Origin of the sequence: Simkania negevensis Z, from assembly GCF_000237205.1 — a bacterium.
Classification (GTDB): domain Bacteria; phylum Chlamydiota; class Chlamydiia; order Chlamydiales; family Simkaniaceae; genus Simkania; species Simkania negevensis.
Map to the genome: position 1 here is coordinate 1032053 of NC_015713.1, position 12439 is coordinate 1044491.

A 12439-nucleotide genomic window follows, 5' to 3' on the forward strand; every position below is an offset into this window, starting at 1 on the left:
TCAGAATTGAAAGGATGCTCGAGTTGTCAATCCTTGCAAAGCAATAAGTCCTGAGTTGAGCCAGGTCTCTTTAGCTTCTATTGAAGTCGAGGCTGTTGAGCGGAAAACTTCTTGCAAGTTGGACCAAATGGTCAGCTCATATCCTGCAAAAATCTCAAATCGCCACCAATCGAAGCTTTTTTGGTAAGAAGGTCCCACCAAAAATTGCATGGTGAAGGCCATGCGGTAGTCTTTATAACGGGCATCTCGAAAAGGAATTTCAGGGTTATCCCCAGGATTTAAAGGCATCTTGGTGGTTTGTTTAGCGTGATTGTGGTAGCGACCCATCGTAAGAGCTGTTGAGAAGACACCCGTCGCATAAATGTCTTTGCCCCAGTACCAGTCAAAACCTGTTCCAATGCGAAGTCCCATTCCCCAGTAACGCCAACGGTTACGAGTTGAGGTGATATTATCATTGAATCCAACATAACGGACGTGCCATCCCTGATGCATCCAAACTGTTGTGACTCCACCTGTTAAGCGGAGGCGTAGGTGTGGATTATCAAAAAGATGAAAGACTCGATTGGCTAAAAGATTAACGAGTTTGTAATGAAGGTGGATACTACTTGTTGCGTCATGCATCGGGCTCGATAGATATTGGGGAAAGGTTCCATTGATGTATTTTCCGTCGTCGATAGAGGTTGGTTTTGCCCGATTGAAGCCTTTGACATGGAGAAAAGTGTATTCAGCTAAAACTTCCCAGAAGTTTTCAGCTCTATAATAACCAAGCGAAAAGCGGTAACCTGGATCCCAATCAAATTCAGCACGCTCAAAATCTCCTTGAGCAAATGCAGGTGTGGGACCCCAAGAGCGGTTACGCATGCGGATCGCATAATCGAGGGCGCCTTCTTGTACATTCCAATAAATGAATTCACCATTAATGAGAAAACCAGGTTCATTTTTATTGAATAGCATTTCTTGTTCTTTTGGATCAGGTGGAGGCGAGGAAGGAGCAGTTAGCATCCTGTTATCTGCAAAGAGAAAGCAAGGAAGTAAAGTGAGAAGAAGGGAGTATTTTTTCATGGTATTAGTTCCTTTGAAGGCATTAATAGAGTAAGTTCTGGAGTCACTTCAGGATGCAATTTTGAAGCGATAAAGTTCAAGACGACTTCGTTTTCATGGTGAGCGGGAATGATCATATCTGCAAACACTTTGCTTGGCGCAATGAATTTGAAAAACATGGGCCTAACTGTTACAAAATACTGATTTTGAATGTCTTGAAAAGTTCGCCCTCGCTCTTTTTGATCTCGTTGAATGCGCCGCATTAAGCAAATGTCGAGATCAGTATCGACAAACAGTTTAATATCGAGGAGCTCACGGATTTCTGGGATTGCCAAAAGTAAACATCCTTCAACGACGAGGATTTTTTTTGCCTCAACTTGAGTTGTCTTACTAGTGCGAGAATGGGCTGTAAAGTCATAAATGGGTTGGGTGATGTTTTTTCCTTCTTTTAGTGCAAGAATGTGTGCGCGCATGAGCTCAAAGTCGATGGAACTTGGGTGATCGAAATTTGTCCGAGCCCGTTCTTCGTGAGGGAGATGAGAGAGATCCTGATAATAACTATCTTGGCAGATCAATGTCGCATATTGCCCTAAACTCTGAACAAGTTTGCGCGCAAGGGTTGTTTTTCCAGCACCTGAAGCTCCAGCAATTCCTACAACGAGTGTTTCAGATGCGAAGGATTGACATAAGAAAAGAAGAAAAAAACAACTTAACAGCCGCTTCATTCTTATTCCTCGAAATCGCGATCCATGACCGTTTTACGTCCATCGGCTTTGGCTTTTTCAATCGCACGTCGACAAGCTTTTTCAACAATGTCTGTCAAAGCATCTTTCACAGCATCTGATGTATTCATTCCTCCGGTGGTTTTGATAAATTGTTTGACTTTACTCACAACAACTAGCGTTTCTTTCATCATAGCCTCTTGGGGTAAGATTTGTTAAATTCACGTGTTATATCAAATTTTGATTTCATAACAAACTCTAAGTTTCAATTTAGGTTGAAACTGTGTATACTTTTGGAGCATGAAGCAGCAGGAATTAGCCGGTCAATGGACCCTTAGTCGTAAAGTTTTTGATAGAGAGCGCAAGCTTGTTGGAGGCATGTGGGGGACGGTGATGTTTGAAGAAATCGATGAAAACCAGTTGCTTTATCAAGAAACTGTTTGGAATATTTCTGGAGAGTCGACCCGCTTTTTGGCACGGCAAACCTATCTTTATCTTTTTAATGAAGAAGGGATTGAGATCCATCGCCATGGTAAAAAGCAAGACGTTCCTTTTTTAACATTGCCCTATGGAAAAAAAGTTGTTGATGGTCATTATTCCTGTAAGCCCGACCTTTATGCCTTGCGTTGGGTCTGGGTGAATGCCCATCTTTTTTACACCCGTTTTTCTGTGAAAGGCATCCGAAAAGATCATACTTTGGAGACACTTTTTAGACGATGAACGAAGAGCCACTTATTATGGGGAAAAATTGTCTCAGCGAGGTGCTGAAAACAAATCCCAAATCGATTCAGAAGATTTTTACCTCAAAAGAAGACGATCCTGTTTTGAAAAAGGCAAAAGGATTCAACATTCCCATCCAGTTTGTTCCCAAAGCCCGCCTTACGGCAATGGTTAATTCAGAATCACATCAAGGTGTTGTAGCAAAGCTACGCGAACGAACCTATCCCGAACTTCGCCCTTTTTTGCGTACTTCAAAAGAAAAATCGCTGATTTTAATGTGCGATGGAATTACAGATCCCCAAAATTTTGGAGCGATTCTCCGCGCGGCTGAATGTTTTGGAGTCGACGGTGTGGTGTTTTCAAAAAACCGGAGCGTAGAAATCACTCCTGTTGTAACTAAAGCGAGCGTGGGTGCTTCAGAACTTGTCCCTCTTTTGCGTGTCTCCAATTTAGCCGAGACAATGAATCAGTTTCAAAAGGCTGGATTCACAGCAATTGTCGCAGATGTTGGAGAGCACTCTAAATCGATTGACACTTTCACTTTTCCTGACAAAACGCTTCTTATTTTAGGAGCTGAAGGGCGAGGTGTCCAGCCGCTACTCAAGAAGAAAGCCGACTGCTGCGTTGAAATTCCACTGAAAGGGCAAATCGATTCTCTCAACGTCTCCCAAGCGGCTTCGATTTTACTTTTTAAAGCCCGCGGATAAGTCCGCCGTCGCAGGCGATTGTTTGACCATTGATATAAGCAGCTTGCTCTGATCCTAAAAATGTGGCAAGTGCAGCAAACTCTTCAGGTCTGCCCAATCTCCTTGCTGGAATATTGGCAATGAGATCTTTTTCGGGGATTTTGAATTCCTCGAGCCGTTTGGTTTTGGTGTAACCTGGCATGATTGCATTCACAGTGATTTGGTCTGCCGCAACTTCTTGACTGACCGTTTTCATCACCCCAATGAGGCCAGCGCGATAGGCATTTGAAATGGTGAGTTTGGGAATTGGTTCTTTAGAAGAAGTGGAGGTACACATGATGATACGCCCCCACTTGCGTTCTCGCATTTGCGGCAGCACAGCATGGATGGCATCGATGGCACTGCGCCAAAGGCCATGATAACCCGCGTCCCAATCTTCCCCTTTGAGCTCACTAAAAAGTCCTTTGGGTGGCCCTCCTGCATTAGTGACTAGGATGTCAATGCCACCAAGTGCTAGAGGTTTTGAAACGGTTTGAACGAGTTGTTTGCCTGCCTGAGCTTGCAGAAGATCACACATGAAAGCCATTGAGCCGGGAATTTGCTCCGCTGCTTGCTCTGCGCGGTGCATTTCTCGCGATGTGACCCCAACAATGGCCCCTTCTGCAGCAAACGCTTTTGCAATCGCAAACCCAAGTCCTGTGGAAGATCCCATGACAAGGACCCGTTTATTTTCTAATTTGAAATCCATAGTCTGTTACTCACTAAACTTAAAAAGATCTATTAAAGCGAGTGCAACGCCATTTGTCCATGAAAAATTTTTCACGTTAATTAATTAATAGTTAAAATCTTAAGATTTTGACTGGAAAATTTGTACTTTCAGTATAAATTTTCTGGTCAAAAATTTTTAGTTTGAGCTGTAGCTGTCAATGTTGAAACGCATGTTAGTGAGGTTGTTTAGACTCGTTAAGAGACAAAAAACTGTTGAAATAAATGAAAATCAAGCTAGTATTATATGTCATGAAACAAATCGTGTGTAAGTTTTTATGAGAATCTATTCCTTAAATAAATCGAAAAAGATTTTACTAGCAACCTATTATCAGATTCAAAAAGCTAAAAAGATTTATTCTTCAGATAAAGAAAAGATCTTGTTATGCAAGTTAAAATCTTTACAGGAAGAAATTCAAATGGAACGCAAAGCTGCTGCTTCGAAGTTAGCCCAAGAAATTGAGTCATTGAGTCATAAACCGCGAACGTTGTTGCTTATAAGAAACTTTGTGTTATCTCTTTGCATTGCTCTAGCTGTTGCTGGGATTGTCAGACAGATGTGGTTTGAATTGTATGAAATTCCCACAGGTTCCATGAGACCTACCTTCAAAGAAAAAGATCGTCTGATTGTTTCAAAAAGCAAACTAGGTATTAATGTCCCATTTTTAACCAAGCATTTGTATTTCGATTCTGACTTGTGCAAGAGAATGAGCGCAATTGTTTTTACCTCAAAAAATATGGATGTTGCCGATAACAATACGATGTATTTTTATCTATTTCCTGGAAAAAAGCAGTTTATCAAAAGACTTATTGGAAAGCCTGGAGATACTCTATATTTTTATGGTGGCTTAATCTATGGAATCGATAAAAACGGAAATGACATCTCATCAGAGCTTCAGCAAGAAGAATTCGTGTCTATTGATCACATACCATTTATTCGATTTGAGGGAAGATGGAAGCGAAAAGGACCTTCAACAATCACTATGGATCAAATGGGTTTTCCTATTGTCGAATTTACTCCAACAATGTTTAACACTTTTTCTGGAAAGACAATCGATTCTGGTATTTTACATGAAGAAGCAAGAAATGTAGATTTTAGAGATGTGTGGGGAATAAAGAACTACGTGATGGTTCGTTTGCTATCAGTAGATGAAATGCCTAGCAGACTACATCATCAATTGGACAGTGGTTGCCTCTATCTTCAGATTCAACATCCTCCAAACCTAAAACATGCAAGGTCATATTCTGACAAGTCTGGAAAACAATACCCGCTTATTTCTTATGAGATTTCGTATATACCAATTCGTAAAGAACTTCAAGAAAAGCTTTTCCAAAATCTTTATACTGCACGCTTCATTGTTCAAGATGGATATATTTTTCGATATGGAAGTTCTAATCAAAAGCAGCTTAAATTAGAGGGCATCCCTAATGGTACATATGAGTTTTATAATGGGATTGCTTATAAAATAGATTGGACTGGAACAGCGAGAAAGCTTCCCCAATCTCATCCATTATATAAATGCACCATGGAAAAGGTGCAGTTTTTCTTTAACCAGGGGATAGATTTTTTTCCGTATTTTTCCAATCCTAGTAACCAAAACCATTTTCCTTCTAGGTATGCTTATTTTAGAGAAGGAAGCCTATATTTAATGGGCTCTCCAATTTTAGCTTCTGAAGATCCAGCGTTGGTCAACTTTGTTGAAATGGAAAACCAAAAAGCTGCTGTCCATCCTGAATATTATCCATTTGTAGATTACCATCCACCTCTTAAAAATGGGAACTTAGATATAGATGTGATCAAAAAATATGGGCTCAAAGTTCCTGAGGGGCATTACTTAGTTTTAGGAGATAATCATGCAATGAGCGCGGATAGCCGTGATTTTGGTTTTGTTCCTGAAGAAAATATTAAGGGAAATCCTTCATTCATTTTTTGGCCATTTGGTGATCGTTTCGGTTTCCCAAGACAGGTAGTGATTCCTTTTTTCACACTCTCAAATATCATCATATGGGTTCTGGGAATTTTGTTCGTTTCTTTGAGCACAGTGTATTCTAGGAGAAAAAACAAATTCCCAATTGATTTTTCAATTTTTCATTTGGATTAAAAGCTGCTGGTCATATAGATTTGCTTTTCAAATATCAATTTTTTCGCAAGGAGGTATTGCGATGAAGAGTAGATTTATAGCTATATTATTGTTAGTTTTACCAATTTTTGCTTTCGCAGAAGGAGATAATGAGAATTCTGATACTAATGATGAAGAGCGCGAATCATATTATGATTCTCATGGAAATGAAGTAGTCTTTCCTGATGAGTGGCCTGCTGATTTAGAAATACCACCAAGTATCGAGTCCGGAGAAGCTAGACCTGGATTGTGGTGAGTTTTTCATCGACAATTTCTAATAAGAAGGGGGTATACTATTTATCAAAAATATCAATAAGTGCGAGTGCAACGCCATTTGTCCATCCAAAACCTTCTTGAAGCGTGTACTCCCCACGTGCAACCGCGGATGAGCTTTCCAAGACATTATACTTTTCGAGCATTTTACCTGTTGCTGTATAAATATCACGGTTGAGCTGGATCCAACGTTTAGCTCCTTCTTTTGCTAAAAGATCCATTCCATAGTTTTGGAGGCCCTTGATGGTGATCCATTGAAGAGGAGCCCAGCCATTGGGTTTGTCCCATTGGTGGATTCCTTCATAAAGGGTGGTAGTAAATCCTCCTGGGAGGAGAAATTTATCTTCGAGATGTTTGCCGACAGCTTGCGCTTGGTCGAGTGAAGCGAGTCGGCTGAAAAGGGGGGTCGCAGCTGCGAGTGACCAGCTCTTGGTTTGCTTTTGCTTCTTAAAATTATAGTCAAAGTAGAATTGCTCTTCATCATTCCAAAAAATCCGCTGAATGGCTTCTTTCCTGAGCTCAGCAACCGATTGATAGTGCTTGGCTTTAGCTGTATCATTTAAGCGGTTAGCAAAGTCGGCAAGTGTGATTTCTAAATGGTGGAGTAAACAATTGAGGTCGATCGGGACAATATCGAGTGCTTCAACTGTTTGGAAATCTTTTGGGTCGGCAAACCAACGAGAGCTAAAATCCCATCCCGAAGAGCAAACAGCTCGCATGTTCCGAAAGAATTCCTTGGGAGGGTTTTCTTTGGCAAGCTCTATTTCACGCAGATAGGCTTCGGGTCTTGGGGTGTTGAGCTTGTCATAATAACGATTAAGCAAGGTGTTTTCATCAAGGCGCACGACGTGGTGGGAAGCAGTTCCAGGCTCAGAAAGGGCCTCTGCCCCTTCCATCCAAAAGTTATATTCAGTTTCGAGCTGAGGCATAAAGCTGAGGACCCACTCTTCATCGACATGGTCGAGAAGGAGAGTGAGCAGAAAGGAAAAGTAGGGGGGCTGAGTACGTGAAGTGAAGTAGATCCGGTTTCCATTGGGGATAAAGCCAAACTTGTCAATGAGATATGCAAAGTTTTCGACCATGTCTTTGATGGATTCGACTTCTCCTGAAACAGCTAGCCCCAAAGCTGTAAAGTAGCTGTCCCAGTAAAAACATTCTCGGAAACGACCCCCTGGAACAATGTGTGGTTTAGGAAGGGCAATGAGTGTACTATAAGGTGAAGGGGGAGTCATGTCCTTTTGCAAGATGTCCCACATGAGGGAGATATGGTCAGTCATTGAGGATGACTTGGGGATGTCGTGACGCTTTTCTTTCGGAAAGGCAAAATGGCTTGAGACAAATTCGATCAGATCAAAACCAGCTCGGTCTTTTTCTTTAAAATAGTCCTTGAGCACATCTTGTGGATTTTCAAGAGGATAAGCATCGACAAACGTTTTTGCGTCGGCAAAAAGACGTTCTCTTTCAACAGCTTCAAAAAGAGGGCCAGAAACCTGGATATAATTTTCTAAATTCATAATTATTTTTATAAACAAAAATAAATAAAATTCAACATTTTAAAATTAATAAAAATTGATTTTATAATTTAATAATTGACAAACTTCGAATTGGTCGCGATAAGGAAGACAGATAGGGGGACTAATCGAGAAACTCTCCCGACAGAAACACAATTACGTGTAGGTGTAGGCTGAAATGTCGGATCAACAACTTTTTGATCATAAAAAGGTTAATCCCATATCTCACTTCATCCGTCAAAAATTGGTGATCAACCCATACTATTTTGTGTTATTGCTCGCAGGACTTTTTGGGCTGAATTTTTACCATGTTTTTGGCTTCGAAAAGGAATTGAGTTTTTCACCGTTCTTTTTCTTGGCTTATGCAATAGGTCAAAGTTTACTCGAAGTGCTCGTATTAGCCTTTGTGGCTAATCTTATCCGGAAGTATCTCCATAGGTCCCTCTATTACCTTTTCATCAGCTTGTGCTTCATATGCATATTTATGCATTATATCGACTTTCTCCTCGTCCGGTTTATGGATTTTTCGCTGTTTTTCGGAATCGACATCGTTTTAGATGAGACTCTGGATAACTTTATTGAATTGTTGCACTTGACTGGAATCAGTATCAATTCATGGATTTTTGCTGGGATTTCGGTTGTCGTCTTTTTACCAATGGTGGCGATCATATTACACTATTTGACTTCGAAACTTGCTCGCACTAAACCGATTGGGATTTCACATGGGCAAGTACTCAAAGCTCTCTTTTGTATTCCTCTTGGACTTGTAGCGTTAGATCTCACCTTTTCTCCTCTTGTTGATAAAGAGGAGTTCCGATTTTACCAGCGTGTTCTTCCTTGGAAATCGACCTTGATCACCCCCAAAGAGCAGCTCCTAGAATTGACCCGTTCTCTTCGGGTGCACCTTTCAGAGAAAGAAGCCTTAAAAGAGCTGCATTCCGTCCCAATTGCTCTCAAAAAAAAGCCGAACATTTACCTTTTCATTGCTGAGAGTTTACGTGAAGATTTTCTTACAAGTGAGACTGCGCCAAACGTGGTTCAGTTTCGAGAGGAAAATATCCGCTTAGGCCAGACATTATCGAATGCCAACTGTACACAGCTTTCTTGGTATTCGATATTTCATTCACAGTACCCTTTGGGGTGGGCTGGTAAGAAGAATACATGGAAGTCTGGGAGTATCCCACTTCAAACATTGAAAAAATTAGGCTACAAGATCCGACTCTATTCAGCAGCTCAACTTAAATACTATGGCGCAGGAGAGCTCATTTTAGGAAAGAAAAATCACTTGGCTGACACATACCATCTCTACACCCACTATGCGCCTGTCACAGCGGCTGAGACAGATGAACAAGTGATCCAACAGTTAGAGAAAGATCTTCAGGAGAAATGGGCTAAAGAAGGGAATGTCTTTCTGATCTTTTTAGACTCAACTCACTTCAACTACAGCTGGCCAAAGGATTGGCCTTTGAAGTTCACTCCTATCTCAAAAGAAAAAACTGATTTGCGCGTTTCGAACTCCCTACGCGACATTGAACTGATCAAAAACCGGTACCGCAATTCAATTCATTTTGTCGACTCCCTTTTTGGACGTCTTATTACAAGTCTGAAGCAGAAGAAACTCTATGACGACTCGCTTATTGTCTTCACAGGTGATCATGGTGAAGAGTTTTTTGAGGAGGGGCAGCTGTTTCACGCTTCGCATTTAAGTCACATGCAAACAAATGCCCCCATCTACTATAAGTTAGGGGATAATCGCTCTTTTGAAGGTTTGGAGACAGACAAAATCTTATCGTCTCATGTCGACATCTTTCCAACCATTTTAGATACGTTGATCGGCGAAAAGCCCTTTTTCAAGCTTTTTGACGGAGAGTCTCTCTTCAAAAAAGATCGCTTTCCTTTTGTGGTCACTGGAAGACACAATGGAGGACGTAATCCTGCAGAATTTTTCATCCATGATGGAGAGAAAAAAGTCATTGCAAAATTTACCCCTTCAAAGAAAATTCACCAATCTAAAGCCTTGGAGATCATTACTCTTAAAGATCTCAGTGGGAAAACATTAGATATTGGAACACCGCAGCAAACGGAGGCCTATATCCGGGTGCATTATCAAGAGGCTATCAATCGCCTTTTCTCAGCCGAGTAAATAAAGATTTGTCAGAACTCTTGGACGAAATTCGAGAGATTGCTATAGATACATTTTTTTACCAATTCCCAAACAAGGATGAAACATGGCCAAAAAGAAAAAGCAAGCTAAAGCTAAAACCAAAACTAAAGCGAAAGCGAAAAGCGAACTACTTATCAAAAAAAGTCTCGTGCAAGAGTACATCAAGAGCAAAGGAGACTTTAGAGTTTCAAAAGAGAGTTTTGAAGCTCTTTCAGAGCTCGTTATGGACCTCTGTGATGAGGCGATGGATCGGGCTGAAATGAACAGAAGAAAAACTCTTCAAAAACAAGATTTCTAAATTTTTTACCTCCTCCTTTTCCTAGAGAAAAGGAGGACGGTATATTTCCCTATCTCGCTAAACATTTTATTTTACCTTTTAAACTTCGTTTCTAACTATACTCAAACAACTTCGAAAATTGGTTTTGGCGCAACTAAAAATCCAATTTTTGAAGTTGTTTGAGTATATATTTTGAGCTTCTATCGGACTGTGTTGAAAAAATCAGAAGAGAAGTCTTGATAAAAATTTCTTAAAAAAGAGAAGCTCCTTATGGTTTAAGTCACTAAACATAAAGGAGCTTCAGATGCGTAAACGCAATTGGCACAAGTATAATCAAGACTTGGTAAAAAGAGGAAGTATAACTTTTTTCATCGATCCGAATGCGTTAACTGAAAAGCCAGAGGAAAACAAACGAGGTCGACCTCGTTTGTTTTCCCTTCCACTCATCTATCTCCTTCTTGTCTTAAAGATACAATATCGCCTTACCTATAGAACTCTCGAGGGTTTTGCCAAATCAATCCTTCCACATATAGAACCTGATGTTTTTCTTCCGACCTACTCTCTTATCTGCAAAAGAGCTTCCCACATGGAAGCTCTTTTGCCCAAGCTCTCTTCTAGAAGACCTAAAGTGGTGCTGTTAGATACTACAGGGATCAAAGTCTATGGGGAGGGAGAATGGAAAGTGAAAATGCATGAACCTATCCAACTAAATTTTTTATCCAAGTATAAACTACCCCCAATATTACCAATCCATTCCATATCACGAATAAACGCTCCCATCGCATCAATAGCCGACGACAACGTCTTTTTAACCAAGCAAAAGCTCGTTCTACCTTCCAGCGTTGTGGGCTCAATTTGAAGAAATGGGTAACTTCGTTAATTTCTGGCGCCCATCTTCCTTTGATTTTCCGATAGGGAATTAGAGGAAATATTCCCATGTTTAACAAAAACTGACGTAACCAGCCTGCATCATAACCTTTGTCTGCCTCAAGAACAACTACTCGCCCTTTGAGTGACTTTAATGGAAGCTGTGTAAGCAATCTGCTAACTTCCTGTTTTTCATCCCCCTTTGCATCGGTAGTTGTAATGGCTATTGCATTGCCGTTTTTATCGATAAGCAAGTGAAGCAGAACTCCCTTGCCTTTATAACCATAATCAACTTTTTCCCCTCCTCCTGGAGCGGGGGGAAAAAGAACCGTCCACAGCTACTTGAGAAAGATCAACTTTTCCTTCCATTATTGCTATCTGTAATAGCCCACTCATCACCTTATCAAAAACTCCTTCAACACTCCATTGCTTTAACCATTTGTGAGCTGTAGAACGAGGGATAAAAAGAGAGGAATCTGTCGGAAGATCCGCCCAACGACATCCTCTCGTTAAGATAAAGAGTATTGAATTCCAGGTTTTGCGTAGATCACTTCGAGGAGTTCCTCTCTCCAAAGGAAAAGTATGGTCCATAAGACCTTCAATGAGTTGCCATTGTTCATCTGATAAACACTTAAATCCTGCCATGTCATCTCCTAAATTTTTTTAAAAGAATATAGCATTTAACTTTTTAGTTGGATAGATTCATGGAGCCTCAAAGAAGAGAAAGTGGGTTAAATTGCACATCGCTATTGATGAAAACACTCAAGAAATTATCCACTTTGAAATCACAAAAGGGCATGAAGCTGACTGCAAAATAGGCCCGAAAATCATAGAGAAGCTTCCTAAACCCGTTGAGACCGTCATAGCAGATGGAGGATACGACACAAAAAGATGCAGGGAGGCCATCAATCAAATAGGAGCGAAAGACCTCATTCCGCCTAGAAAAAACAGCCTATTATCTCCTTTTATGACAAGAAGGAACAACGCCATACGCGAAATAAAAGGACTGGGAGGAGATCAGCTAGCGCGAGAAATCTGGGGAAAACTGACAAGATACTCAAGAAGGGCATTAGTTGAGACAAGCTTCTCAAGATTAAAGCGACTGTATGGAGAAAGGTTCTTCTCAAAGAAAATAGAAAACCAAAAAATCGAAGGTCATATTAAATGCAAAATGCTGAATCAAATGCTTCTAATAACTTGATGCGATTGATGATGAGGGAGTGGGGAAGTCTACGAAAATTGATTTTTTCAACACAGTCCTTCTATCGTCATGAAAAAATGTGTTGTAAATGA

14 protein-coding genes and 1 pseudogene are annotated in these 12439 nt (G+C 40.6%); 8 read left to right on the forward strand and 7 right to left on the reverse strand.

The features are described from left to right. From SNE_RS05355 to SNE_RS05365, 3 genes are read right to left on the reverse strand one after another with little or no spacing between them, the layout of a single operon-like run. Nucleotides 1-1062 (reverse strand): Lpg1974 family pore-forming outer membrane protein, encoded by a 1062-nt coding sequence (locus tag SNE_RS05355; RefSeq protein ID WP_013943345.1) that lies wholly within the window; start codon nt 1060-1062, stop codon nt 1-3. Continuing rightward, complete coding sequence (udk, locus tag SNE_RS05360; protein WP_013943346.1) at nt 1059-1766, reverse strand: uridine kinase; 708 nt, start codon at nt 1764-1766, stop codon at nt 1059-1061. Before udk ends, SNE_RS05355 begins: the two co-directional genes overlap by 4 nt. A gap of 2 nt (nt 1767-1768) precedes the next feature. Continuing rightward, on the reverse strand, nt 1769-1957 hold the full coding sequence (locus SNE_RS05365) for a hypothetical protein (protein ID WP_013943347.1): 189 nt from the start codon (nt 1955-1957) through the stop codon (nt 1769-1771). Nucleotides 1958-2063: 106 nt separating this feature from the next. Between SNE_RS05365 and SNE_RS05370 the strand changes: the two genes are divergently transcribed. Next, nucleotides 2064-2483 carry a DUF6314 family protein gene (locus tag SNE_RS05370; RefSeq protein WP_013943348.1) on the forward strand — a complete coding sequence of 140 codons (420 nt, stop codon included), beginning with the start codon at nt 2064-2066 and terminating at the stop codon, nt 2481-2483. After that, nucleotides 2480-3190: a 23S rRNA (guanosine(2251)-2'-O)-methyltransferase RlmB gene (rlmB, locus tag SNE_RS05375; protein ID WP_013943349.1), complete on the forward strand. Its 711-nt coding sequence runs from the start codon at nt 2480-2482 to the stop codon at nt 3188-3190. Before SNE_RS05370 ends, rlmB begins: the two co-directional genes overlap by 4 nt. Here the strand turns inward: rlmB and SNE_RS05380 are convergent. After that, on the reverse strand, nt 3174-3917 hold the full coding sequence (locus SNE_RS05380) for an SDR family oxidoreductase (protein WP_013943350.1): 744 nt from the start codon (nt 3915-3917) through the stop codon (nt 3174-3176). The two genes, rlmB and SNE_RS05380, sit on opposite strands and share 17 nt — an antisense overlap. Nucleotides 3918-4353: 436 nt before the next feature. On the opposite strand from SNE_RS05380, the gene lepB reads away from it, so the two are divergent. Both lepB and SNE_RS05390 read left to right on the forward strand, forming a co-directional pair. After that, a complete protein-coding gene (gene lepB / locus SNE_RS05385) occupies nt 4354-6036 on the forward strand; it encodes a signal peptidase I (protein ID WP_158307213.1) in 1683 nt (560 codons plus the stop codon). A gap of 61 nt (nt 6037-6097) precedes the next feature. After that, nucleotides 6098-6310, forward strand: coding sequence for a hypothetical protein (locus SNE_RS05390; RefSeq protein ID WP_041418827.1), 213 nt, complete (start codon nt 6098-6100; stop codon nt 6308-6310). Nucleotides 6311-6347: 37 nt separating this feature from the next. Here SNE_RS05390 and treF read toward each other — a convergent pair whose 3' ends face one another. Beyond that, nucleotides 6348-7841 carry an alpha,alpha-trehalase TreF gene (gene treF / locus SNE_RS05395; protein ID WP_013943353.1) on the reverse strand — a complete coding sequence of 498 codons (1494 nt, stop codon included), beginning with the start codon at nt 7839-7841 and terminating at the stop codon, nt 6348-6350. A gap of 175 nt (nt 7842-8016) precedes the next feature. Here treF and SNE_RS05400 point away from each other — a divergent pair, with 175 nt between their 5' ends. The 3 genes and pseudogenes from SNE_RS05400 to SNE_RS05410 all read left to right on the forward strand — a co-directional run. After that, nucleotides 8017-9981, forward strand: a complete 1965-nt coding sequence (locus SNE_RS05400) for a sulfatase-like hydrolase/transferase (protein WP_013943354.1) — start codon at nt 8017-8019, stop codon at nt 9979-9981. An 85-nt stretch (nt 9982-10066) separates the two neighbouring features. After that, entirely contained in the window at nt 10067-10300 is a 234-nt protein-coding gene (locus tag SNE_RS05405) for a hypothetical protein (RefSeq protein ID WP_013943355.1), read from the forward strand. 283 nt (nt 10301-10583) lie between these two features. Next, nucleotides 10584-10937: pseudogene (locus tag SNE_RS05410) on the forward strand (transposase); the annotation flags it as partial. A gap of 40 nt (nt 10938-10977) precedes the next feature. On the opposite strand, the gene SNE_RS12730 reads toward SNE_RS05410, so the two are convergent. Beyond that, the gene (locus SNE_RS12730) at nt 10978-11484 is read right to left on the reverse strand and encodes a transposase (protein ID WP_079891495.1); all 507 of its coding nucleotides are present in this window, start codon (nt 11482-11484) and stop codon (nt 10978-10980) included. After that, nucleotides 11435-11791, reverse strand: a complete 357-nt coding sequence (locus tag SNE_RS05415) for a transposase (RefSeq protein ID WP_013943592.1) — start codon at nt 11789-11791, stop codon at nt 11435-11437. Before SNE_RS05415 ends, SNE_RS12730 begins: the two co-directional genes overlap by 50 nt. A 55-nt stretch (nt 11792-11846) precedes the next feature. Here SNE_RS05415 and SNE_RS05420 point away from each other — a divergent pair, with 55 nt between their 5' ends. Next, a complete protein-coding gene (locus SNE_RS05420) occupies nt 11847-12347 on the forward strand; it encodes an IS5 family transposase (RefSeq protein ID WP_269453438.1) in 501 nt (166 codons plus the stop codon). The last annotated feature ends 92 nt before the right edge of the window (nt 12348-12439 follow it).

Excerpts from the sequence above, each read along its gene's own strand:
- SNE_RS05355 (WP_013943345.1), bottom strand. The coding sequence starts at position 1,062 with ATGAAAAAATACTCCCTTCTTCTCACTTTACTTCCTTGCTTTCTCTTT.
- udk (WP_013943346.1), bottom strand. The coding sequence starts at position 1,766 with ATGAAGCGGCTGTTAAGTTGTTTTTTTCTTCTTTTCTTATGTCAATCC.
- SNE_RS05365 (WP_013943347.1), bottom strand. The coding sequence starts at position 1,957 with ATGATGAAAGAAACGCTAGTTGTTGTGAGTAAAGTCAAACAATTTATC.
- SNE_RS05370 (WP_013943348.1), top strand. The coding sequence starts at position 2,064 with ATGAAGCAGCAGGAATTAGCCGGTCAATGGACCCTTAGTCGTAAAGTT.
- rlmB (WP_013943349.1), top strand. The coding sequence starts at position 2,480 with ATGAACGAAGAGCCACTTATTATGGGGAAAAATTGTCTCAGCGAGGTG.
- SNE_RS05380 (WP_013943350.1), bottom strand. The coding sequence starts at position 3,917 with ATGGATTTCAAATTAGAAAATAAACGGGTCCTTGTCATGGGATCTTCC.
- lepB (WP_158307213.1), top strand. The coding sequence starts at position 4,354 with ATGGAACGCAAAGCTGCTGCTTCGAAGTTAGCCCAAGAAATTGAGTCA.
- SNE_RS05390 (WP_041418827.1), top strand. The coding sequence starts at position 6,098 with ATGAAGAGTAGATTTATAGCTATATTATTGTTAGTTTTACCAATTTTT.
- treF (WP_013943353.1), bottom strand. The coding sequence starts at position 7,841 with ATGAATTTAGAAAATTATATCCAGGTTTCTGGCCCTCTTTTTGAAGCT.
- SNE_RS05400 (WP_013943354.1), top strand. The coding sequence starts at position 8,017 with ATGTCGGATCAACAACTTTTTGATCATAAAAAGGTTAATCCCATATCT.
- SNE_RS05405 (WP_013943355.1), top strand. The coding sequence starts at position 10,067 with ATGGCCAAAAAGAAAAAGCAAGCTAAAGCTAAAACCAAAACTAAAGCG.
- SNE_RS05415 (WP_013943592.1), bottom strand. The coding sequence starts at position 11,791 with ATGGCAGGATTTAAGTGTTTATCAGATGAACAATGGCAACTCATTGAA.